The organism is uncultured Plantibacter sp., from assembly GCF_963518075.1.
Classification (GTDB): domain Bacteria; phylum Actinomycetota; class Actinomycetes; order Actinomycetales; family Microbacteriaceae; genus Plantibacter; species Plantibacter flavus_A.
Map to the genome: position 1 here is coordinate 32190 of NZ_CAUQHZ010000008.1, position 23147 is coordinate 55336.

General features: G+C 69.5%; 19 protein-coding genes. 9 read left to right on the forward strand and 10 right to left on the reverse strand.

Annotated features, from left to right (window positions below; translation table 11 throughout):
* Positions 1-46: 46 nt before the first annotated feature.
* A complete protein-coding gene (locus RWN05_RS10925) occupies positions 47-1093 on the reverse strand; it encodes a glycosyltransferase family 1 protein (protein ID WP_314139524.1) in 1047 nt (348 codons plus the stop codon).
* 190 nt (positions 1094-1283) lie between these two features.
* Between RWN05_RS10925 and gmd the strand changes: the two genes are divergently transcribed.
* From gmd to RWN05_RS10950, 5 genes are all read left to right on the forward strand, one after another.
* Positions 1284-2315, forward strand: a complete 1032-nt coding sequence (gmd, locus tag RWN05_RS10930) for a GDP-mannose 4,6-dehydratase (RefSeq protein ID WP_314139525.1) — start codon at positions 1284-1286, stop codon at positions 2313-2315.
* Between the two features lie 5 nt (positions 2316-2320).
* The gene (locus tag RWN05_RS10935; RefSeq protein WP_314139526.1) at positions 2321-3256 is read left to right on the forward strand and encodes an NAD-dependent epimerase/dehydratase family protein; all 936 of its coding nucleotides are present in this window, start codon (positions 2321-2323) and stop codon (positions 3254-3256) included.
* On the forward strand, positions 3253-4440 hold the full coding sequence (locus tag RWN05_RS10940) for a DegT/DnrJ/EryC1/StrS aminotransferase family protein (RefSeq protein ID WP_079002825.1): 1188 nt from the start codon (positions 3253-3255) through the stop codon (positions 4438-4440). The genes RWN05_RS10935 and RWN05_RS10940 overlap by 4 nt, the downstream gene beginning before the upstream one ends.
* 123 nt (positions 4441-4563) lie before the next feature.
* Complete coding sequence (locus RWN05_RS10945) at positions 4564-5391, forward strand: beta-phosphoglucomutase family hydrolase (RefSeq protein ID WP_314139635.1); 828 nt, start codon at positions 4564-4566, stop codon at positions 5389-5391.
* The gene (locus RWN05_RS10950) at positions 5388-7907 is read left to right on the forward strand and encodes a glycoside hydrolase family 65 protein (protein WP_064295207.1); all 2520 of its coding nucleotides are present in this window, start codon (positions 5388-5390) and stop codon (positions 7905-7907) included. Before RWN05_RS10945 ends, RWN05_RS10950 begins: the two co-directional genes overlap by 4 nt.
* A gap of 91 nt (positions 7908-7998) precedes the next feature.
* Here RWN05_RS10950 and RWN05_RS10955 read toward each other — a convergent pair whose 3' ends face one another.
* Positions 7999-9093 carry a glycosyltransferase family 1 protein gene (locus tag RWN05_RS10955; protein ID WP_314139528.1) on the reverse strand — a complete coding sequence of 365 codons (1095 nt, stop codon included), beginning with the start codon at positions 9091-9093 and terminating at the stop codon, positions 7999-8001.
* A 73-nt stretch (positions 9094-9166) separates the two neighbouring features.
* Here RWN05_RS10955 and RWN05_RS10960 point away from each other — a divergent pair, with 73 nt between their 5' ends.
* Complete coding sequence (locus RWN05_RS10960; protein ID WP_314139529.1) at positions 9167-10156, forward strand: glycosyltransferase family 2 protein; 990 nt, start codon at positions 9167-9169, stop codon at positions 10154-10156.
* On the opposite strand, the gene RWN05_RS10965 is transcribed toward RWN05_RS10960, so the two are convergent.
* From RWN05_RS10965 to RWN05_RS10975, 3 genes are read right to left on the reverse strand one after another with little or no spacing between them, the layout of a single operon-like run.
* On the reverse strand, positions 10153-11433 hold the full coding sequence (locus tag RWN05_RS10965; RefSeq protein WP_314139530.1) for an oligosaccharide flippase family protein: 1281 nt from the start codon (positions 11431-11433) through the stop codon (positions 10153-10155). The genes RWN05_RS10960 and RWN05_RS10965 overlap by 4 nt on opposite strands.
* Positions 11434-11440: 7 nt before the next feature.
* Positions 11441-12286 (reverse strand): glycosyltransferase family 2 protein, encoded by an 846-nt coding sequence (locus tag RWN05_RS10970; RefSeq protein WP_071262497.1) that lies wholly within the window; start codon positions 12284-12286, stop codon positions 11441-11443.
* A 42-nt stretch (positions 12287-12328) separates the two neighbouring features.
* Positions 12329-12919: an acyltransferase gene (locus RWN05_RS10975; RefSeq protein ID WP_314139532.1), complete on the reverse strand. Its 591-nt coding sequence runs from the start codon at positions 12917-12919 to the stop codon at positions 12329-12331.
* A 124-nt stretch (positions 12920-13043) separates the two neighbouring features.
* Between RWN05_RS10975 and RWN05_RS10980 the strand changes: the two genes are divergently transcribed.
* Entirely contained in the window at positions 13044-14108 is a 1065-nt protein-coding gene (locus RWN05_RS10980) for a glycosyltransferase family 4 protein (protein WP_079002819.1), read from the forward strand.
* Positions 14108-15220 carry a glycosyltransferase family 4 protein gene (locus tag RWN05_RS10985; RefSeq protein WP_314139534.1) on the forward strand — a complete coding sequence of 371 codons (1113 nt, stop codon included), beginning with the start codon at positions 14108-14110 and terminating at the stop codon, positions 15218-15220. The genes RWN05_RS10980 and RWN05_RS10985 overlap by 1 nt, the downstream gene beginning before the upstream one ends.
* Here the strand turns inward: RWN05_RS10985 and RWN05_RS10990 are convergent.
* Both RWN05_RS10990 and RWN05_RS10995 read right to left on the reverse strand, forming a co-directional pair.
* Positions 15106-16443, reverse strand: coding sequence for a hypothetical protein (locus RWN05_RS10990; RefSeq protein WP_314139536.1), 1338 nt, complete (start codon positions 16441-16443; stop codon positions 15106-15108). The genes RWN05_RS10985 and RWN05_RS10990 overlap by 115 nt on opposite strands.
* On the reverse strand, positions 16440-17360 hold the full coding sequence (locus RWN05_RS10995) for a polysaccharide pyruvyl transferase family protein (protein ID WP_079002817.1): 921 nt from the start codon (positions 17358-17360) through the stop codon (positions 16440-16442). Before RWN05_RS10995 ends, RWN05_RS10990 begins: the two co-directional genes overlap by 4 nt.
* 185 nt (positions 17361-17545) lie before the next feature.
* Between RWN05_RS10995 and RWN05_RS11000 the strand changes: the two genes are divergently transcribed.
* Entirely contained in the window at positions 17546-18991 is a 1446-nt protein-coding gene (locus tag RWN05_RS11000) for a sugar transferase (RefSeq protein WP_314139538.1), read from the forward strand.
* A 23-nt stretch (positions 18992-19014) separates the two neighbouring features.
* Here RWN05_RS11000 and RWN05_RS11005 read toward each other — a convergent pair whose 3' ends face one another.
* From RWN05_RS11005 to RWN05_RS11015, 3 genes are read right to left on the reverse strand one after another with little or no spacing between them, the layout of a single operon-like run.
* Positions 19015-20292 (reverse strand): O-antigen ligase family protein, encoded by a 1278-nt coding sequence (locus RWN05_RS11005; protein WP_285039429.1) that lies wholly within the window; start codon positions 20290-20292, stop codon positions 19015-19017.
* Between the two features lie 7 nt (positions 20293-20299).
* Positions 20300-21727: an O-antigen ligase family protein gene (locus RWN05_RS11010; RefSeq protein ID WP_314139539.1), complete on the reverse strand. Its 1428-nt coding sequence runs from the start codon at positions 21725-21727 to the stop codon at positions 20300-20302.
* A gap of 56 nt (positions 21728-21783) precedes the next feature.
* Entirely contained in the window at positions 21784-22962 is a 1179-nt protein-coding gene (locus RWN05_RS11015) for an acyl-CoA dehydrogenase family protein (RefSeq protein WP_314139540.1), read from the reverse strand.
* Positions 22963-23147: the final 185 nt, after the last annotated feature.

The window sequence follows — 23147 nt, forward strand, 5'->3', positions numbered from 1 at the left end:
ACGCTAGCAAGCTTCGACCGACAGGTGGAATCGGCGTGCGCGCGGGTCAGGCCCCCGTCGCGAGCGCCGCTCGGAACGAGTCGAGCGTCTGCGCCGCCGTGGACCGCCAACTGAACCGCGCTGCCCGCTCGAATCCTCGACGGGTGTATTCGGCGACGACGTCCGCGTCGGTTGCGAGCAGCCGAAGCCCCTCCGCGATCGACGCCGGGTCGTGTGGGTCGACGTACATGCCGGCATCGCCACACACCTCGCGGTGCACTGCGATGTCGCTGACCAGGACCGGGAGGCCGCTCTGCATGGCCTCCAACGGCGGGAGGCTGAAGCCCTCCGCGAACGAGGGGACGGCCAGGGCGGTCGCTGTCGCGTAGAGCTCGCCGAGTTCCTCCGGCGCGAGCCAGGCGAGCAACTCGACGTCCGCGTCGAGCCCCAGCTCGTCGACGACAGCGCGCAGTGGATCGTCACCGTGACTCCCGGTGACGACGAGGCGGGGTCTCGCCGGCGGATCGATGAGGGCCAGTGCGCGGATGAGCCCCTCGAAATTCTTGTGCGGACGACGGTTGCCTGTCGCCAGCACGATCGGGCGAGTCCGGTCGGGACGACGGACCGTCGTCCGTGGTTCTGCGGCGGCGAGTGGGATGACGTCGATTTCGGAGGACTGGACGCCCAGGAACTTGACGATCTCGTTCTTGGAGACCTCACTGATGGTGATGATGCGGGTCGCCGCCGCTGCGACCCGCCGCTCCATCCACTTCACCGGTGCCGTGTAGAACGGGGTCGACATCAGCTCCGGATGGCTCCAGTAGAGCATGTCGTGCATCGTGACCACGAGTGGGATGTGCGAGCGGGCAGGGCCGAGCGTGGCCGGGGCATGGAGCATCGACGCTCCGTGTCGTTCCGCCAGCCGAGCGATCCGCCAGAGTTCGCCGGCCGCCCATTCGAAACGCTTCTCGCCGCTGATGCCGGTGTCGACGATCTCCCCGGGGAACCAGCTCTGATCGAGCGCTGCCCCTTCGCGGCTCGCGAGCCCCACGAACGTGAACTCGTGATCGAGCGAGCCGAATGCCCGGTACAGCTCTCGGGTGTAGGTTTCCATGCCCCCTTTGGTGCCGGTGTAGGAGAGGAGATCAACGGCGACGAGCGGCATGTGAACAGAGCTTAGCGGGCCCAGGGAGAACGGCGCGGGTGGCGCACCGAGCCGTTCCAGACGCCTCCGGTACACTGCATGAGTCGAACGGCCGGCCGAAGATCATCCCCCATCTGTGAAGCGAAGCGAGTGCGCGCGAATGACTGAGACCCCCATCAAGAAGGCCGTCATCACCGGTATCACCGGTCAGGACGGCAGCTACCTCGCCGAGCTCCTCCTCGCGAAGGGCTACGAGGTGCACGGCTTCATCCGCCGCGCGTCGACCTTCAACACCGGGCGGATCGACCACATCTACGACCCCGAGGCGACCCACGACGGTTCGCCCAGGCTCCAGTTGCACTTCGCCGACCTGGCCGACGGCTCGCGCCTGGCGACGCTGCTCGCGGAGATCCAGCCCGACGAGGTCTACAACCTCGCCGCGCAGTCGCACGTGCGGGTCAGCTTCGACGAGCCGGAGTACACGGGCGACACGACCGGCATCGGGACGGTCCGACTCCTCGAAGCCATCCGCCAGATCGGTCTCCACTGCCGCTTCTACCAGGCGTCCAGCTCCGAGATGTTCGGTGCGACACCGCCGCCGCAGAACGAGGAGACCCCGTTCTACCCGCGCTCGCCCTACGGCGTCGCGAAGGTGTACTCCTACTGGATCACCCGGAACTACCGCGAGGCCTACGGGATGTTCGCGGTCAACGGCATCCTGTTCAACCACGAGTCGCCGCGTCGCGGTGGTACCTTCGTGACCCGCAAGATCACCCGTGCCGCCGCGCGCATCGCCGCCGGCCAGCAGGACTTCCTGTACATGGGCAATCTCGACGCCGTCCGCGACTGGGGCTACGCGCCCGACTATGTCGAGGGCATGTGGCGGATGCTGCAGGCCGACGAGCCGACCGACTTCGTGCTCGCCACCAACACCGCGTACACGGTCAAGGACTTCCTCCAGTTCTCCTTCGAGCGGCTCGACCTCGACTGGGAGCAGTACGTCAAGTTCGATGAGCGCTACCTCCGTCCCACCGAGGTCGACGCGCTGATCGGCGACTACGCGAAGGCCGAGTCGGTCCTCGGCTGGTCGCCCAAGGTGCTCCCGCCCCGGCTCGCCCAGATCATGGTCGACTCGGACGTCGCCGAGCTCGAGGCGTCGGGCACGCCCTACATCGACACCGCCGAGGTCTAGGCGCGGTGCGCGTCCTCCTCACCGGTGGTGCCGGCATGCTCGGTTCGAGCATCGCCGAGGTCTGGCCCACGCTCCGCGCCGCCGACGAGCTGATCGTGGCGACGCGTGCGGACGCCGACCTCACCGATCGAGCCGCCGTCGCAGGCCTCATCGGCCGGACGGCGCCGGACGCGATCGTGCACACGGCGGCCAAGGTCGCCGGCATCCAGGCGAAGCTCCAGCGTCCCACCGACTTCCTGCTCGACAACCTCCTGATCGACACCTCGGTCATCCGGGGCGCGATCGACGCCGGTGTCCCGGAGCTGCTCTACGTGTCGAGTGCTGCGATCTACCCCGAGGGACTCCCGCAGCCGATCGGTGAGGCCGCGCTCCTCAGCGGCACGCTGGAGGGCGCGAACGAGGGCTACGCACTCGCGAAGATCGCCGGGACGAAGCTCTGCGAGTACGCGAGCCGGCAGTATGGGTTCGCCTACCGCGCGGCCGTGCCGTCGAACCTCTACGGCCCGGGCGACGACTACACCCACGGCCAGGCGCATCTGATCGCGGCCGCCCTCGGCAAGGTGCACGCAGCCGTGACGAGCGGCTCCGACGAGGTCGAGGTCTGGGGCGACGGCACCGCCCGACGCGAGTTCACCTACACGCCCGACCTCGCGGCCTGGCTCGTCACGCAGCTCGGCGCACTCGACGCGTGGCCCGTCACGCTCAACCTCGGGCCGGGTGTCGACCACAGCATCACCGAGTACTACGAGGCAGCCGGTCGCGCCGTCGGCTTCACCGGTCGCTTCCGATACGACGCCACCAAGCCTTCCGGTGTCCACCAGCGCCTGCTCGACTCAGCCGCCGCCCGCGCGCTCGGCTGGAACCCCACCACCCCGCTCGCGACCGGCGTCGCCGCGAGCTACCACGCCTACCTCGCAGCTCAGGAGCCACAGACACCATGACCGACGACATCTTCGACTCCGGTTTCCCCCTCGCGACCTCCTCCTGGGATGCCGCGGAATACGCCGCCATCCAGCGTGTCGTCGACAGCGGCCGCTTCACCATGGGTCCGCTCGTGGCGCAGTTCGAGCGCGATTTCGCCAGTGCGTTCGGCGCCGGGTTCGGTGTCATGGTCAACTCCGGGTCGAGCGCGAACCTCCTCGCGATCGCCGCTGCCGTGCTCGACGACCGGGTCGACCTGCAGGCGGGCGACGAGGTGCTGGTGCCCGCCGTGTCCTGGGCAACCACCTACTATCCGCTCCAGCAGTACGGCCTCATCCCGAGCTTCGTCGACATCGACGTCGACACCCTCAACCTGGACCTGGCGCTCGCCGAGGCGGCGATCACCCCGCGCACCAAGGCGATCTTCGCGGTCAACCTCCTCGGTAACCCGAACGACTTCGCGGCGCTCACGGCACTCGCCGAACGTCACGGTCTTCTCCTGTTGGAGGATAACTGCGAGTCCCTCGGCGCGAAGGACGACGGCCGGTTCGCTGGCACGGTCGGCGCGATGGGCACGTTCAGCGCCTTCTTCTCCCACCACATCTCGACGATGGAGGGTGGGATGATCCTGACGGACGACGAGGCCACGGCGCAGATGCTCATCTCGCTGCGAGCCCACGGCTGGACGCGTGGACTCCCCGAGCAGAACGCCGTGCACGACAAGTCGGGCGACGAGTGGGACGACCTCTTCCGCTTCGTCCTGCCTGGCTACAACGTCCGTCCGCTCGAGATGTCCGGCGCGATCGGCATCGAGCAGATCCAGAAGGTCCCACAGCTCATCGCCGGTCGTCGGGAGAACGCCGTGTACTGGACGGAACGCTTCGCCGACCTCGACTCCGTGCGCATCCAGCGCGAGCAGGGCGAGAGCAGCTGGTTCGGATTCTCGCTCGTGCTCGAGGGCGCGCTCGCCGGTCGCCGCAAGGAGGTCGTGCGGGCGTTCGCGGCCGAGGGGATCGAGTCACGGCCCATCGTCGCCGGCAACTTCACGAAGAACCCGGTCATGAAGTACCTCGACGCGAGGGTCCCGGCCGAGCTCCCCGCCGCCGACAAGATCCACGAGGACGGGCTCTTCGTGGGCAACCACCACTTCCCGGTCCACGCCGGGATCGACCGCGTGTACGACGTGGTGGCCAAACTCTCCTAGGCTGGGTCTGCGCGGTCGCCCCACCGGTCCGCAGCAGCTTCCGTCCCACTGTCCACCTCTTCCCCCGACCGACGAGGACCGTGCACCGTGAACCAGCCGATCAACGCGCCATCGAATGTCGTCCTGAGCCTCCCCGAGGCGGCCTCGCGCCTCCTCGGATGCAAGGCGGTGCTGTTCGACCTCGACGGCGTCATCACCCCGACCGCCGAGATCCACATGCACGCGTGGGCGAAGCTCTTCACGGACGAGCTCGTCGCCCGCGGGATCACCGAGCCGTACACCGACGCCGACTACTTCCGGTACATCGACGGCAAACCGCGGTACGACGGGGTCCGGGCGATGCTCGCGTCGCGCGGTATCACGCTCCCCGAGGGTTCAGCGACCGACGCCCCCGAACTCGAGACCGTGTGCGGCCTCGGCAACCGGAAGAACTCGGTTTTCACCGCGGTGCTCGAGCAGGACGGCATCGCGGCCTATCCCGGCTCCCTGTCGTTCCTCGACGCGGTCGAGCAGGAGGGTCTCCAGGTCGCCGTGGTGTCGAGTTCCAAGAACGCCGAGGTCGTCCTCCGAGCGGCAGGGCTCCGTGAGCGGTTCCCGGTCGTGATGGATGGCGTCGTCGCCGCGCGCGAGGGGATCGCCGGCAAGCCCGCGCCGGACACCTACGTCGAGGCCGGTCGTCTGCTCGGCTACGCTCCGTCGGAGTGCGTCGTCGTCGAGGACGCGCATTCCGGGGTCGAGGCCGGCCGCCGCGGCGACTTCGGTCTCGTGCTCGGCGTCGACCGCGGTATCGGACACCAGGCGCTCATCGATGCCGGCGCGGACATCGTGGTCGATGACCTCGCCGACCTCGTCGACCCACTGCGGTCGGCTTCGCGAACAGCCGGGCCGGACGCGCCGGCCGACCCACAGACCCCCACGGCACCCCACGACTCCTCCGAGGACCAGGCATGAACCACATCACCAGCGACCCGCTCGACCGTCACCGGTTCCCACTCGACGACTGGGCGCTCGTCGAGACGCACGTCGACGCAGACGACGAGGGCACGACCGAGACCCTCTTCGCGCTCGGCAACGGCTACCTCGGTTTCCGCGGCAACGTCGAGGAGGGCCGCGACGGCCACGTCCACGGGACGTTCATCAACGGGTTCCACGAGACCTGGCCGATCCGTCACGCCGAGGAGGCGTTCGGCTTCGCCCGCGTCGGTCAGACGATCGTCAACGCGCCCGACACGAAGGTCGTCCGCCTCTACGTCGACGACGAGCCGCTGATCCTCAACGACGCCGACCTGCTAAGCTTCGAGCGTCGGCTCGACTTCAAGACCGGTGTCCTCAGCCGCGAACTCGAATGGCGGACGCCCTCCGGGAAGCGGGTCCACATCCGTTCCCGTCGCATGGTGTCCTTCACCGACCGCCACCTCGCGGTCCTCGACTACGAGGTCACATTGCTCGACGCGGATGCGTCGCTCGTGCTCTCCAGTCAGATCATCAACCGCCAGGACCGTCAGGACGACTACCTGACGAACGCACCCGAGCCGGGGATGGGCGACCCGCGCAAGGCGGAGTCCCTCACCGAGCGGGTGCTGCAGCCTCGCTACAAGCTCATCGACGGTCCACGAGCGATGCTCGGGTACCAGACGACGAACTCCGGCATGACGATCGTCGCCGGCGCCGACCACACGATCGAGACCGAGAACGAGTACGAGGTCTCGACGCACATCGAGTCCGACCTCGCGAAGCACGTGTACACGATCCGCGGTCGCGCGGGCGTGCCCACGAAGCTCACCAAGATCATCAGCTACCACACCTCGAACGCCGTCCCGCCGAAGGAACTCGCCGACCGCTGCGCCCGCACGCTCGACCGTTCCGCCGAGAACGGCATCGAATCCGCGATCCGCAACCAGGAGCTGTGGCTGGAGGACTTCTGGGCGCGCTCCGACGTCGAGGTCCACGGACAGCCGGCCATCCAGCAGGCGACGCGCTGGAACCTCTTCCAGCTGGCGCAGGCGTCCGCACGCACGGACGGCGGCGGTGTCGCGGCGAAGGGTGTGTCCGGGTCCGGGTACGGTGGCCACTACTTCTGGGACACCGAGGTCTACGTCCTCCCGTTCCTCAGTTACACGGCGCCGCTCGTCGCACGGAACGCCCTCCGGTTCCGCCAGAACATGCTCGACGCCGCCCGCTCCCGCGCGACCGAGCTCAACCAGCACGGTGCCCTGTTCCCGTGGCGCACGATCAACGGGCTCGAGTCGTCGGCGTACTACGCGGCAGGCACGGCGCAGTACCACATCGACGCCGACATCTCCTACGCGCTGCGGCAGTACGTCGCGGCGACGGGGGACGAGGACTTCCTCGCCCGCGGAGCCGTCGACATCTTCGTCGAGACGGCGCGCATGTGGGCCGACCTGGGCTTCTGGCGCGCGAACGGCAAGGACTCGTTCCACATCTACGGGGTCACGGGACCCGACGAGTACACGACCGTCGTGAACGACAACCTCTACACGAACGTCATGGCACGGGCGAACCTGCTGTCGGCCGTCGAGGCCGTGGAGCGCCTCCGCGAGGACGACCCGGCCTCCTTCGAGCGGCTGGTCACGCGGCTGTCGCTCGACGACGCCGAGGTCCGCGAGTGGCAGCGCGCCGCCGAGCACATGCACATCCCCTTCGACAAGCGGCTCGGCATCCACCCACAGGACGCCCAGTTCCTCGAGAAGGAGCTGTGGGACCTCGATCACACCCCTCCTGAGCACCTCCCGCTGCTCCTGCACTTCCACCCGCTCGTCATCTACCGGTTCCAGGTGCTCAAGCAGGCGGACGTCGTGCTGGCGCTGCTCCTCCAGGGCGACCACTTCACCGACGAGGAGAAGCTCGCCGACTTCGACTACTACGACCCGCTGACGACTGGCGACTCGACCCTGTCGGCGGTCGTGCAGTCGATCATCGCCGCCGAGGTCGGGTACCAGCGGCTCGCGCTCAAGTACTTCTGGTCAGCGCTGTTCGTCGACCTTGCGAACCTGCACCGCAACACCCCGGACGGTGTGCACGTCGCCTCCACCGGCGGCGTGTGGAGCGCCCTCGTGCTCGGCTTCGCGGGCATGCGCGACCACGGCGGCGTGATCTCCTTCTCGCCGCGCCTGCCGGTCGACTGGCAGGGCATCACCTTCCGACTCACGGTCAAGGGCACGCGGGTGCGCATCTCCGTCCGGCGCACCGAGATGCGGTTCACCGTCGAAGAGGGCGATTCCGCCTCGTTCGTCGTCGGCGGGGGCAACGTGCTCGTCGAGGCCGGGACGACGGTCACCGTTCCGCTCGACAACCAGGGTCCGCACCTCGTCGGCGAGCCGAGCGCGAGCGACATCGAGGGCAGCCGCCGTGCCGACGGCTCGCTCATCACGGTGTCGATGCCGACGATCGCCCTCGGCCCGGCCGACACCGAGTCGATCCCGGTCATCCAGCCGCAGTCGGAGTAGGCGACTCCCGTCGTCCATTGACCTGCTCGACCGACCGGCGAGTGGGTCAGTGGACCACGGTCGGCTCCCGGCCCCGGGAGACGGCTCGACGCTAGACGGTCAGGGCCCGTCGGAAGGTCTCGAGCGTCTGGGTCGCCGTGCGCTCCCACGAGAACCGCTCCGCCTGTTCGAGACCGGCCGTGGCCAGTCGTCGCATCTCATCGGGCCGGGTCACGGCGGTGCGCATGACCGACGCGATGCTGTCGAGTGACGTGGGGTCCAGGTACAGGGCCGCGTCGCCGCACACCTCGTGGTAGACGGGGATGTCGCTCATCATGACGGGGAGGCCGACCATCATGGATTCGAGTGCCGGGAGGCTGAAACCGTCGACGAACGAGGGCATCGCCATGATGGTCGCTCGTCGGTAGAGCTCACCCAGTTCCTCGTTCGTGAGCCAACCTTTGAGTTCGACCCAGTCCTGCATGCCGGTCTCCTCGACGACCGCCTGCAGGGGATCCTCTCCATGGCTGCCGGTGATCACGAGCCGCGGGCGTTCGTGCTCGGCCAGCAACGGCAGGGCGCGGATGAGGCTCGCCCAGTTCTTGTGCGGGCGGCGGTTCCCGGTCGCGAGCACGAACGGGCGCTCCTGATCCGGTTCGCGGTCGCCGTCGATCGTCGGCATGGTGCCGGCCAGAGGCACGAGGTCGATCCTGGCCCGCGGGACGTGCAGGTACTTCTCGATCTCGGCGCGTGAGACCTCGCTGATGGTGAGGACCCTGGTGGCGTTCCTGGAGGTGAGGCGCTCCATGAGCTTCACGGGAGCGGTGTACAGCGGCGTCGTCATGAGCTCCGGATTGCTCCAGTACAGCATGTCGTGCATGGTGACGACCGACGGCATCGACGAGCGCGCCGGCCCGAGCGTGGCGGGGGAGTGGATGAGGTCCGCTCCGTGTCGCTTCGCCTGGCGGGCCACCTGGAACAGCTCGCCGTAGGCCCAGATGAACCGGTTCTCGCCGCTGATCCCCGTGTCCACCATCTCGCCGGGGAACCAGGAGCGGTCGAGCCGGTAGCCCTCTCGGCTGGCGAGCCCCACGAATTCGAACTCGCTGCCCTGCCGGCCGATCTCCCGATAGAGCTCGCGGGCGTAGGTCTCCATGCCGCCCTTCGTCCCGGTGTAGGAGAGGAGGTCGACGGCTACGCGGGGCATAAGGCCCGAGGATATCAGCGGGACGGTGGGGATAGGCTGGTGGGCGGTCCAGCGAGCGGTGAGGAGCGGGTCAATGCCAGCAGCACCAGTCGACGCACGCGTCTCCGTCGCCCTCTGCACGTACAACGGTGAGGCGTTCCTCGCCGAGCAGCTGGCGAGCATCGACCGGCAGACCGTACTGCCCGGCGAGATCGTGATCAGCGACGACGGGTCCACCGACGGGACGTCGGCCATCGTCGAGCGCTTCGCCGAGGCGTCGTCGGTCCCGGTGCGCTTCCTGCGGAATCCGACCGCGCTCGGTGTGACACGCAACTTCGAGAGCGCGATCCGTGCCACCGACGGGGACCTGGTCGTCCTGTCCGATCAGGACGACGTGTGGCGGCCCGACCGTCTCGAGCGTGCCCTGGCCGCCTTCGACGCGCGTCCGGAACTCCAGATGGTGTGCTCCGACGCCCGTCTCGTCGGAGCCGATGGGGCGTCCCTCGGCACCACGCTCTTCGCGTCGCTGTCGATCGGCCCGCACGAACGCGACGGGATCCGGGCTGGTGACGCGTTCGGCGTGCTGTTGCGGCGCAATCTGGTCACCGGTGCGACCGCGATGCTCCGACGAGAGGTCTTCGACGCGGCCGTGCCGTTCCCGGCTCCATGGGTCCACGACGAGTGGTTGGCGATCGTCGCCGCATCGCGCGGACCCATCGAGCTGCTGGACGAACCGCTCGTCGACTACCGGCAGCACGGCGCGAACCAGATCGGGATCGTCGAGCCGACGCTGGCGTACAAGATCTCGAGGCTGATGCAGCCGGGGCGTCAGCGCAATCGGGACATCGCCGACCGCGTCGCAGGGCTCGCTTCCTGGCTCGACGAGGCCCGTGAGCCCGCACCGCTCGCCGATCGCTCGGCCGTCGTCGCCAAAGCGGCCTTCGAGCGGTTCCGGGCCGATCTCCCTCCGGCCCGATGGCGACGGATCCTCCCTGTCCTGTTGCGTGCTCCCCGCGGCGAGTACCAGCGCTACGCCAGCCAGGGGGCCCTGGACATCGTCAGGGATCTGCTGCAGCCGGCCTAGCCTCGGGTCACCTGCGATACGGCCGCGCCGGCCACGACCACGCCGAGCGCGAGGAGGCCGCCCCGCCACGGCGCCCGATGACGCGCGGCGAGGAGGAGCAGTGCCATCACGACGAGTTCCCGGGCGTTCACGAGCCAGGCTGCGAGCTGCAGGTCGTGGAGGGCGACGACGCCGACCGGGAGGGACAGCAGCACACCGACCGCCTTGATCGGACTCGCCCAGCGCATCCGGCTCTCGGCCTGGAGGACTGCCGTGACCGACCAGGCGACGACCGAGGGGGCGACCGACAGCGTGAGGACTGGGACGAGTGCCAGGGCGGGGTCCCAGTCGTCTGCGAGGAAGGGGCCCAGGACCAGCTCAGCCCCGATGCTCGTCGCCATGGCGGCCACGACCGCCAGGACCAGGGATCGTCGAAGCGAAGCCTCCGTGAGCGCGACGATCTCGGACCCTCGGCCGTCGCGTGCCGCTTCGGCGAGGACCGGCCGGAGGACGTTGATCGCAGCCAGCGCCGCCGCGTCGCCGATGCTCCGCGACAGCGACATGGCGAACGCGTACTGGCCCAGACGTGCCCCGCCGGCGAGAGCCCCGATCGAGAGGCGGTCGGTCTGTCCCTGTCCCCAGCCGAGCAGCGAGAACAGTGCCGTGTGGAGGTAGTCGCCCAGGACGTTCACGGTCGGTTCGCGGGAATGCGCGTCGGCGGCGGACGCGCGGGGGAGTCGCGCTGCGCGTCGCCGGTTGAGCAGGGCGAACCCCGCCTCCGCGAGCATCGCCTGCAGGGCGCTGGCGAGGAGCGATCCTGTCGCCAGGAGGGTCGGCACGCTGCAGAGCAGGGAGCCCGTCGACGACCATGCCTGATGCGATGCGATCTCCTTCCATCTCCCGGCTCGCTGCAGCCGGACCAGGGCGTCGATTCCCACGGCCGAAGCCGCCGGGACGAGGACGAACGGCGCGAGGGCGATCGCCTGCCATCGGTCCTCCGCAAGATGCGTCAGGACCAGGGCTCCGACGGTCACGGCGAGCGCGGCGCCTCCGATCAGCGCGGACCAGACCCGGAACCGGCGGACGAACCGTTCCCCGGCCTCGGTGTCTCCGTGGACGACGGCGGTCTGCCGGGCGGCCGTGTCGCCGACGGTCTGGACGAGCGTGAGGGCGAGGACCATCCACGCGTACATGCCGACGAGGGACGGCGTGAGCCGGGCGGCCAGGACGAGCATGATGAGCGCCGACGCCACCCGGGGAAGGATCCGCTCGAGGATCGCCCAGGCGAGATGGATCATCGGCCGTTCACAGATAGCACGTGCCTCGGCGCACGCTCTCCCGGAGGCGTCCGATCCTGCCAGCCAACCGTTCGACGGCGAACCGTCTGCGGAGCGACCGGTGACCGCTCGTGACGATGATCAACAGGCACGCCGTGACCGAGAGGACCGCACGGATCGGCGATGATCGCGGCATCCCCGATGAGCGGTGCCGGACATACAGATGGGTGACCCCGCGGCCGTAGTTGATGTGCTGCCGTATCACCTGTCGGAGATCGGCGCGGAGCGCGTACGTCACGACAGCGTCGGGCACGAGTACCGTCGTTGCTCCGGTCAGCGCGGCTCGCCAGAAGAAGTCTGTATCGTCACCGCCGTCGCGGAACGTCTCGTCGAACCCACCGACACGTTCGTACACCTCCCTCGTGAACCCGCAGTTCGCACCGAACGGGCTCGCGAGATCCCAGCCGACGAACAGGAGCTCTCGCTGTCGCATGATGACGGTGCCGTCTGGCAGGGTGCGATCCAGCCCGCCACCGACGCACTCGGCGCCGGCTTCGAACGCGGCATGGTGCGCTGCCAGCCAGCCCTCGTGGACGATGTCGTCGGCGTCGCACAGCAGGATCCGGTCACCCCGTCCTGCTTCTACCCCTCGGTTTCGAGCGTGGTTGATGCCGGTCCGCGCGGAGGCGTCGATGAGACGCACACGGTCGTCGTTGCGGGCGACGGAACGGATGAGGTCGGCGGTCCCGTCGGTGGAGCCGTTGTCCGCGACGAGCACCTCGAGGTCGATCGAGGCATCCTGCTTCAGGACGGCGTTCAGCTGCGCGTTCAGTGTCGCTGCCCCGTCACGGCAGGGGATGACGATCGTGTACACGGGGGCCTTTCATGGGTGGAGAGGGGCGAAGTCCGTCGGGTGTCACGGGGTCCGTCGGAATGCTGACGGGATCGGGAACCGTTCGACGGTCGATGCGGCGGGACCGACGACGAGGGACCCTGGAGCGACGGACCGAGTGACGATGGCTCCGGTCCCGATCACGGACCCCCGTCCGATCGTCACGCCCGCCAACACGGTGACCCCGGCGGCCAGCCAGACGTCGTCCTCGATGACCACCGGCTCGACCTTGACGGGCTGCCCGGGCCGCACCGGATGGAAGTTCGTGTCGTAGATCCGCGCGCCGTCTCCGATCGACACGCGGTCGCCGATCACGATCGACTGCTCGGCGTGGATGCACGACCCCTGGTTGATGAAGACCCGGTCGCCGAGGACGAGCGAGCCGCCTGGGCCGGTGGATATCGACGAGCGCTGCGTGGTCGAACGGAGCTTGAGGCGCACGCCCGCACGAAAGGTTCCGGGGATCACGAGGACGGGCGCGCGCCCTTCGAAGATCGCGAGGCGCGGACTCGCACCGGCGCGGATCCACAGCAGGATGCCGGCGCGGACCAGGCCCGAGGCGTTCACGGACAGTTTGCGGAGACGCAGGAGGATTCGGCGCAGCGTTTTCGGCACGGGGTCCTTCGAATCGGCGGAGTTTGGAGTTCACTGGGTCGACCAGTATATTACAGATGCCCTCCGCTGATATTTATCATGACAGGGCGAGACGTTCCGACAACCGAGTCCGTGAAGGAGTGCCATGACGACCGTGCTCCACGTCACCGACTGCTATGCGGGTGGCATCCCCGTGGCGATCGAGGCGTACGTGCGGAATTCACCGCCGGGTGTCGAACACCACCTGCTCGCGCAGATCCCGGACGGTGCCCCCGTCGACGACACGCTGTCCGACTGCTTCACGTCCGTGACTGCCCTCGGGCGGCGACCGCTCGCTGCCGTGCGAGCGATCCGCCGTGTGCGCCGTCGGACCGCGGCCGACATCGTGCACGCCCACTCGAGCTTCGCCGGCGCGTACGCCCGCGTGGCCCTGCGCAGTTCGCCGCGGACCCGCATCGTCTACACCCCGCACTGCTACGCGTTCGAGCGCGCCGACCTCTCGGTCTGGAGCCGCCGTACCTTCCGGGCCGTGGAGTGGCTGCTCTCGTTCAACGTCGAGACCATCGCCGCCTGTTCCGAGGGCGAGGCCGCAGCTGCGGAACGGCGCGGGCCCCTCCGACCGCGCGTGGTCCACGTGCCGAACGTGGTCGCGGTTCCGCTGTGCGATGCCCGCCGAGACGGCCTGGAGCGGCACCGGCCGCTGCTGGTCGCGAGCCTCGGGCGGATCGCTCCGCAGAAGGACCCGATGCGGTTCGCCGACGCCGCGGCGTCGATCCGTGCGGGAGGGATCGAGGTGGTCCCGGTCTGGATGGGTGGTGGCGCGGACGACGACGTCACCCGGTTGGAGGCCTCCGGTGTACACGTCACCGGGTGGATTCCGCACGCCGAGGTGGGCAGGCGGCTCGCGCAGAGCGACGTCTACCTCCATACCGCCGCCTGGGAGGGGTTCCCGCTCGCCGTCCTGGAGGCGGTGCAGGCTGGTGTCCCGACGCTCGTCCGCCCGATCGCCGCGTTCGGGACGCTCCCGGACGCCCTCACGCTCGACGGTGGTCTCGAGGCGCTCATCGCCAGCAGGCTGGCCGGGCCCCGGGCCTTCGCCGCGTGGGCCGAGGCGAACGTCGCCCGCTGGTCGGACCGCCTCCGGGGCCACACGCCCGCCCACCAGCGGACGGCGATCGCCGAGGCCTACCGGATACCGCAGGTGACCTGATGCGGGTCGCTGTGGTGCAGTGGGGACGCACCGGTGCGGGCCCGCTCTTCGCCCAGGAACTGGCTCAGGCGCTTCAGGAGGACGGCTGCGATGTCGTCGTGTCCTATTCCCTCGACGCCGAGGTGGCCGACCGGTTCGTGGCACTCGGTGTGCCGTCCTTCCCGATCCGCACGTATCGCGACAAGCGCGGCGCGGTGCTCGGTCTCCCGCGTCTGCTCTGGGCGGCGTTCCGGCTCGACCGGTTCCTCCGGCGGCATCGCATCGACGTCGTCGTCACCGCCATGGAGCAGCTCTGGCAGGGGGCGGTCGCGCCCGTGTTCCGCTTCGGCGGTCGTCGGAGTCTGCTCTGCGTCCATGACGCGACGATGCACCCCGGGGACTTCTCGCGGCTCGAGCACCTCCTGCGTCGCGCCGAGCGTCGGGCGGCGGACGGAGCGATCGTGTTCTCCGCGCCGGTCGCCGATGCACTCGCGTCCCGTGGTGAGTTCCGCGCGGACCGCGTCCACGAGACCGTCCATGCCGCATACCAGGTCGACGCGGGCCGTGCCGTGGTCCGGTCGACGTACCGGGAGGGTGTTCCGGTCGTCGGATGCTTCGGTCGGCTGTCGGCGTACAAGGGGCTCGGTCTCGGGGTGGGAGCGATCACCGAACTGCGACGTCGCGGGATCCGGGTCCGATTGCGGGTCGTCGGGTCCGGGACCGACGACGCTCTCGACCTCCTCCGACACGAGGACGACGAGCTCGAGAACCGCTGGGTCGGTCAGGAGGAGATCGCACAGGTGGTCGGCGGGTTCGACATCGCCCTGCTGCCGTACACCGAGGCCAGTCAGTCCGGTGTGCTCGCCTACGCGATGGCGCTCGGGGTGCCCTCCGTCGTGACGCCGGTCGGCGGCCTCGCCGAGCAGACGATCGCGTCAGGATCGGGCATCGTGGCCACGGCGGTGACGTCGACCGCGCTCGCCGACGCGCTGGAGGAGATCCTCGCCGACGCCGGTCGCTACCAGACGCTCTCAGCGGCGGGTGTCCTTGCTGCAGCGGGTCCGTTCTCGTGGGCGCGCGTCGCAGCGGACGTGCGCGTCGCCGCAGCATCCGTCGTGTCCGTACGTCGCTGATGCGCGCGGGACGCAGCGGAGGTCGGCCTCCGCGGGGCCGGGGGTGCCGTCGCTCCAGGTCGCAGAGACAGGAGGAGGCACACGGCGACGATCAGCATCGGCGTGAGATGCCGGAGGAACGAGCCGTAGTCCGGCTCGAAGATCGACTGCACGATCAGGAAGGCGAGGATCGCCGCGAACAAGCGGTTCTGGAACGCTGTGAGGATCGGAGCGCCGCGGGGCGCTCGCAGCCTCGCCGACCGGATCGCGGCGATGAGTGATCCCCAGATGACCAGCAGGACGAGCGCCACGACGAGGTAGATCGCCCCGCCGCGGAGCATCAGCGGGATCGGGATGATGAACGAGACGAAGGTGAGGACACTGTTGACGAACCCGGACACGGGGCCGGCACCGGGGAAGAACTGCACGATCAGGGTGTTGACCGATTCCGCGGTGCGGTGCTCGTTCACCATCAGGCGGTAGTGGTCGAGGTCGACACCGACGACCAGCGGGAAGACGACGGAGAGTCCGGCGTAGAGCACGAGGACGACCGCCAGGGTGGCCCTCCAGCCGCGCCGTGCTCGCAGGGCGAGACGGAGCGCCAGATAGAGGCCGGCCACGAGGAACCAGTACGTGCGGAAGCCCTGGGCGTACAGCAGTATCGCGGCCACCGGCACCAGCTCGGCCAACAGACCTCGTCCGCGGTGGGCGATAAGGGCGAGTACCGCGCCCACCGTCAGCAGGTCCTTCGTGTACGCGCCGTGGTAGACCGCGGCGAGCGCGACGCAGCTGATGATGATGGCCCAGTCCACCCACTCGGCCGTCGTCGTCCGGGTGCGTGAGATCGCCGCCGTCAGGACGAGCAGGTAGCTCGCGACACCGACGAGGGCGGCGAGCGTCGGCAGCTCGGCCAGGCCCATCCAGCGGTAGACCGCGGCGATGAGCCGGAACGACGAGTCGGCCTCGGTGAACGTCCCCCGATTCACGCTGATGATCGTGCCCTCGTCGTTCGCGAAGTGCCCGGGCAGTCCTGGTTGCTCGGCTGCCACCCAGGCGAGCGCGAGGAGGGAGGCGATCAGGAGGAGCGAACCGCCGACGAGCGGGCGGTCACGTTCCCGCCCGCTGACATCGGGCGTCCGTCGCGTCAGCTGCCGGCGCCACACGGCCCGGTCGGCGCTGGCCTCCGCGCGGGCCCTGGCCGCGTCCCGCCGCGTCAGGTCCGCGAAAGGCTGCCGGGAGGTCACGGACGGATCGTGTGCTCGAAGCGCAACCTCGGCTGGAGGTCGCCGAACCAGGTCTCCGCGTAGTTCGACAGCTTGCGGTTGTTGTTGTCGAGCGCGACGACCCGGCGGCCCATCTGCAGCCCGATGAGCATGGCGTGGAGGCGATCGGTGACGACCACCTCGCCGCGGGCGATCAGCCGGACGGCGGCATCGAATCGACGTTCGGCTCGCCGCATCCACGCGGCATGATCGCGCTCCATGAGCGGTTTCAACACCGGGTGCTTCGCCGCGCGCCAGCCGAGCCACTCGTGCGCCCGGAGGTCCAGGGGGTCGGCCGGCCAGTCGGCGCTCTCGGAGCCCACGAGCCCACCCGCGCTCTCGCCGTCCGTCCGGGCGATGACGATGCGCCGCTGGGTCGGTTCGGGGGCGCTGATCGGGCCGAGGAGGTGCACCGCGTCCGGCGAGAGGCTGAGGTCCTCGACCTCGTCACGGAGGAGGTCGTAGGAGGTCTGGTCGCGGACGGCGACCCGCAGGTTGAGCCGGGCGGCGAACCGTCGGGAGAACGCCCGGCGGTCCGCATCCGTGGGGAAGACGACCGACTGCGGTGCCTGGATGAGCAAGGTGTCGGCTGGGAGGCGCTCCGCGAGTTCGTAGCGAGCCTCGCTCAGCACCGGGTAGAGGCCTCCGAGGTTGCCGCCGCCCTGGATGAGGACCGGGATCGACGCGTCCCGGACCCGCTCGGGCATGCTGCCGGCGCTCGAGGTCGTGCGCACGTCGATGCCGTGTGCGCGCCAGAACCTGGCCTGTCCGAGGGCGATGGCTGAATCGCCCGAGTTCCGGTGATCGGGGAACTGGGTGTAGTGGAGTTCGGTGACGCCGCGATGCAGCTCGACGAAGGAGGTCTCGGCGCGCCGTCGCATGGTCTCGAGGTAGGGCATGGTTGCTCCGTCCGGATCGACACCGAGCGTTGCGCTGGAATCGGATACTTCAGTTGGTCGAATACATTATGCTCGATTGTCGCCGGGTCGTCTCGCACCTCGGCGATCGACCTCGCCCACCGCGCCTCGTGCGCGCCGAGGCTCGATCCGATGCACACCAAAACATCCCCAGGGAGGCCACCGTCATGCCCTTCGTCGAAGCCCGCCGCTGCTGGGAGCGACGGTGCTCGCGCATGGTCCTCGTCCTCGACCTCCTGGCCGTCACCCTGGCGCTCACCGTGACCCAGCTCCTGTGGTGGGACGCGTACTGGCGCGGGACCGTGGAGGTCGTGGGGCCGTTCGGACGCCGAGACCTCGGCTACCCGGCGGTCACCCTCGCGCTCGCCGTCGCGTGGTGGTCGCCCCTGGCAGCGGCCCGATCGCGCCACCCGCGGGTCCTTGCGGACGGTTGGACGCCCTATCGACGGGTCGTGGTCGTGACGACGACGGTCTTCGGCACGGTGGCGATGGCGTCCTATCTCCTCAAGCTCGAGATCGGACGCGGGTTCCTGCTCACCGCCATGCCGCTCGGGGTAGCCCTCCTCCTGGCGGTCCGATGGGGCGCCCGTCGACACCTCCGTGCGCGGCGACGCGGAAGCGCATTCGTCTACCGCACACTGCTCGTGGGGGACCGCGACCAGGCGGTGCATGTCGCCGAGCGCATGCGCCGGGGCGACTGGGCAGGGCATCGGGTGGTGGGCGTCGCGACCCCGGGCATCGTCGACGATGACCGCATCGTGGGTGCCCCCGTCCTCACCGGGCGGCCCTCGATCGTCGATGCCGCCGAGGAGGTCGAAGCGGACACGGTGATCCTCGTCGGCCCAGTCGAACTCACCCCCGCCGAGCTCCGCCGCCTGGGTTGGGACCTCAGTGAGCGCGGGGTGAAGTTCATCATCGCGCCGACGCTCACGGGGGTGGCCTCGACCCGCCTGTACCTCCAGGCGGTGGCCGGCATCCCGCTCATCCATGTCGACCACCTGGAGCTGTCGCGGCTGGAGGCGGCGGCGAAGCGGGCGTTCGACGTCATCGGTTCCGCGACGCTGCTCCTGCTGCTGGCCCCGGTCATGCTCGCGGTCGCGCTCGCGGTGAAGACGACGAGTCGGGGGACCGTGCTGTACCGGCAGGAGCGCGTCGGCCTGCGCGGCCGCCCCTTCCAGATCCTGAAGTTCCGCTCGATGGTCGCCGACGCCGACACCGGAGCAGCCCTCGCCGTGCAGCAGCATGCGGACGAACTGCTCTCGAAGGCTCCGGACAACCCGCTCGTGACCCCGATCGGACGGATCCTCCGGAAGTACTCGCTCGACGAGCTCCCGCAGTTGTTGAACGTCCTGGGGGGTTCGATGAGCCTCGTCGGGCCGCGGCCGCACCGTGGGTGGGAGGTCGAACGCTACGATCTGCTCGCCCAGCGACGCCTCCTGGTGAAGCCGGGTATGAGCGGACTGTGGCAGGTCAGCGGGCGGTCCAACCTCTCCTGGGACGACTCGGTCGACCTCGACCTGTACTACGTGGAGAACCGGTCGGCCGCGATCGACCTGAAGATCCTCGCGCAGACGGTGCGAGCGGTCGTCGCCCCGGGAACCGATGCACGGTGATCCGGCGCCGCTCGGGGCCGGGTTCAGCGTTCCGGAAGCTTGTGCCGCCAGCTCAGTCCGCCGGCACCGATGACCGCGCAGACGACGAGGAGCAGCCAGCCGCCGCTCAACAGCAGGCTGCTCTCGGCAGCGCCCGATGCGAGCAGGGTCACGACGATGAGGGCAGCCCAGACGTGCACGACGCTGCGTCGGTTGGTCGCGATGAGCCAGGTCCGCACGAGCGCCAGACCGCCGAGGAGGAGGAACAGGGCGAGCCCGATCAGTCCGAGCTGCAGGTACACGTCCAGGTAGGCGTTCAGCGCCGAGTCGTTCGTGCGGCCGAGGCTCGCGTCGATGAACCGGTACGGGACCGCATCCGAGACCCAGCCGCCCGTCCAGCCCCAGCCGTTGAGCTCGCTCGGGGCCAGGCGTCGCAGGGTCTCCTGCCAGAGTGCGTAGCGCTGCTCGATTTCGAGCCCGAGACCGAGGACGCGGAACACCTCGGATCGGAACAGGTACCCGATGAGGCCGATGAGCGCGAGGACGGTGAGCAGGACGAACTGCCAGGTGCGGCGCGGTTCCGGCCGGAGTTGCCGGAAGACGTAGAGCACGGCGGTCGCGATGCCGAGGGCCGCGGCGAGGAGCGCGACGCTCGGCGAGCGCGTGCCGAGGATGAGCCCGGCGGCGAGCGCGATGGACCCGATCGTCACCCCGTGCCGCACGGAACGGGTCCGCCATTCGACGACGAAGGTGACGAGACCGAGCAGGGCCGCGATCCCGAGGGCGCTCCGGGTTCCGAAGACCCCCTCCAGCGGACCGCCGAAGGCGAGGTTCCCGCTGATGCCGAGGAACGGCAACGGGGTGTCGATGAGGACGCCGCTCACGACCTCGAGCGCCAGGGACGTGCCGAGGAGCGCGCGGAAGGCGGTGCCCGTCGCCCGGACGATCTGGATGGTGTCGCGGGTCAGCGCGATCACGATGGCGATGAAGGCCCACGCGAGCTGCCCGCCGATGGCGGGCAGGGTCGCGAGGGGCGTGGCGCTCCACACCACCGACACCGCGCTCCAGGCGAGGAACAGCAGGACCGAGATCGGCAGGAGGCCACGCCACTCGATGATGGGGAGGCGTGCGAGGAGGATGCCCGTGCCGATCGTCGTGAGGCCGACGAGCATCGCGCTGAACCCGGCGACACCGATCAGGCTCGTGACGAGGTGCTCACCGAAGGCGGTCGCGACGGCGATGGTGGCGAACGCGGCGGCCAGCGGCGCCGACGACAGGACGCGCGCGGCGACGGAGAACGCGTCGAAGTCCGCCGGTCTCACGCCGGGCTCATCCGCGGATGACGTCGCGCCGGTGCGCGGGTGCGAGGTCGGAGGAGGCCGCCACGGTGGGAACAGGCCAGGCGGGTTCCTGCTTGGTCTTCACCACGAGGAGCACGAGGAGGACCCAGCCGGATTCGATGAGTATCCGGCTCTCCGCGACCGACTGCACGACGAGGGAGACCGCGATGAGGACGGGGGCGAGCGACAGGGCCGTGTACGGCCGCTGTGCGTCGAGGTCGACGCGTGGACGGTCGACGGCCAGGAACCAGGTGCGGGTCAACATGGACAGGACGACCGCGGCGAAGAGCACCAGGCCGACGACGCCGAGTTGGAACCAGACGTCGAGCCAGGCGTTGTGCGCCTGGAGCTGTCGGACGCCGCGTCGGATGACCAGGTCGGTGAAGAGCGGCTCCCACGGTGCCCACGGACTCGAGAAGCCCCATCCGAAGACCGGCCGCTGTTCGATGAGGCGCCACACGGTCGCCCAGATGTCGAGTCGACCGGTGAGGTCCGGGCTCTTCCCGAGCAGGCCGAGGAGTTGCGTCCGGAAGACGACCGCTCCCACCGCACCGACGACCCCGATGCCGAGGAAGCCGAGGTACACCGGTGTCCTCGCCTCCGGGCGAGGTGCCCGACGGATCGCCAGTGCAGCGGCGAGGACCACCGCCGTCACCACGGCGGCGAGCAGGATGGTGGTCGAGAAGCTCAGGAGGAACATCACGACGGAGAGACCGAGACGGATGAGCAGGGTCCAGCGACGTTCCGGGCCGGCCAGCCCGGCTGCGCCGGGCTCGTCGCGGCGCGCCGCCAGCCGGAGCCCGAAGACGATGATCCCGAGCAGCGCCACCACGGCGAGGAGGTTGGCGTTCCCCGAGATGCCCTGGATGCGTCCTCCGGAGAACAGGAGGTCCCGCGACCAATAGTCGAGCAGGGGCGGGTCCGCCGAGTCCCCGGCGTAGAAGTTCGGGAGGACCGGGTGCCGGATGATCGCCGCGACGACGAACTCGAAGAGGAGGGAGAGTGACAGCACCCACGTCACGGCACGGCCGAGGACGCGGATGACCTCGGGCCAGGAGAAACAGCCGGCGAGGGTCACGCCGAGGATGGTGCACAGCGCCGCACCGAGCAGGGTCGCGGCCGTGCCGCTGGGGTAGGCGGACCAGGCGATCGAGACGATCGACAGCACCCCGTAGCCGACGAGTGACCACGGCACCCGGGTGCGGCGCCAGTTCGGGCGGACGACCATCAGGCACGCGAGGGCGGCACCACCTGAGACGAGTGCCACCGCCGTGTAGCCCCAGATGGTGAAGAGGTTCGTCCAGAACGTCCCGGCGAGCACCGCGAACGTCGCGAACACCGCGACGTGCCTGACGACGAGTGCGCGTGTCGTCAGCGCTGCCGGCGGGCGGGGCGGGGCGGGTTCGGTGGACAGCATCGTGCCCCCAGGGTAGCGGCTGCGGCCGCCGCCGAGGCCCTGGTCCAGCGCGGTGGTCAGACGAACGCCGCAGTGCCGGTGATGGCCCGCCCGACGATGAGCGCGTTCATCTCCCGCGTGCCCTCATAGCTGTAGAGGGCTTCGGCATCCGCGAAGAACCGGGCGGCGTGGTAGTCCAGCACGATGCCGTTCCCGCCCATGATCTCCCGTGCCCACGCGACCGTCTCGCGCATCCGCGCGGTGCAGAACGCCTTGGCGAGCGCGGAGTGCTCGTCGCGCTGGCTGCCCTCGTCGAGCATCTGCGAGACCCGGACGCACATCGCCATCGACGCGGTGATGTTCCCGAGGCACTTCGAGAGGAGGTCCTGGATCAGCTGGTGGCCCGCGATCGGCTTGCCGAACTGCACGCGCTCCTTGGCGTAGGCGACCGCCGCCTCGTACGCGCCGACAGCGACGCCGACACTCGACCAGGCGACGCCGGCGCGCGTGAGTCGCAGTACCTTCGCCGTGTCGCGGAAGGAGTTCGCGTGCTGCAGCCGGAGGCGCTCGGGGACCCGGACGTCGTCGAGGGTGATGTCGGCGTTCTGCACCATGCGCAGGCTGATCTTGCCCTCGATCTTGGTCGCGGAGTAGCCGGGGGAGTCGGTCGGCACGATGAAGCCCTTCACCTGACCGTCGGCGGTGTCCTTCGCCCAGATGATCGTGATGTCGCTGAAGGTCGCATTGCCGATCCACCGTTTCGAGCCGGACAGGATCCAGTCGTCGCCGTCCCTGGTCGCCGTGGTGCGGAGCCCCTGTGCGCTGTCCGACCCCGATTGCGGTTCGGTGAGTCCGAAGGCACCGAGGACCTCGCCGGAGGCGAGCTTCGGGAGCCATTCGTCCTGCTGCTCCTGGGAGCCGCACTCGCTGATCGAGCCCATGGTGAGACCGTCCTGCACCCCGACGAAGGTGGAGATCGACGCGTCGATCCGGGAGAGCTCCATCGAGGCGAGGCCGCGGAACACGGCGCTGTTCTCGAACGGCGTCGTCTCCGGCCAGGCCCATCGGGCGACGTCGAGCTCGAGGAGCGGGGTGATGAGGTGCTTCGGGAACTCGGCTCGCTCCCAGTACTCGTTCACGATCGGCTTCGCCTCGGTCTCGGCCCAGGCTCGAAGGCGGGCGATGGCCTCCTGCTCGGGAGCCGTCAGAAGGCTCTCGAAGCCGTAGAAGTCGCTGGCGAGGGGTTCGAAGATCATGGTCCGTTGCTCCATTGCGTCCGCTGGCGCCGGATCGGCGTCCCGGCCAGCCTAGGCAGGTGCGCTCGGCGCGGACAACGGCTTGGTAGTTTGGTGCACGGTGCCGGGCGACCGCGTCGCACGGCTTGTAGGACGACGCCAAGCGGCCCCAGGGTCCGGCTGGCGCGTCACCCTCGTCCGTCGAA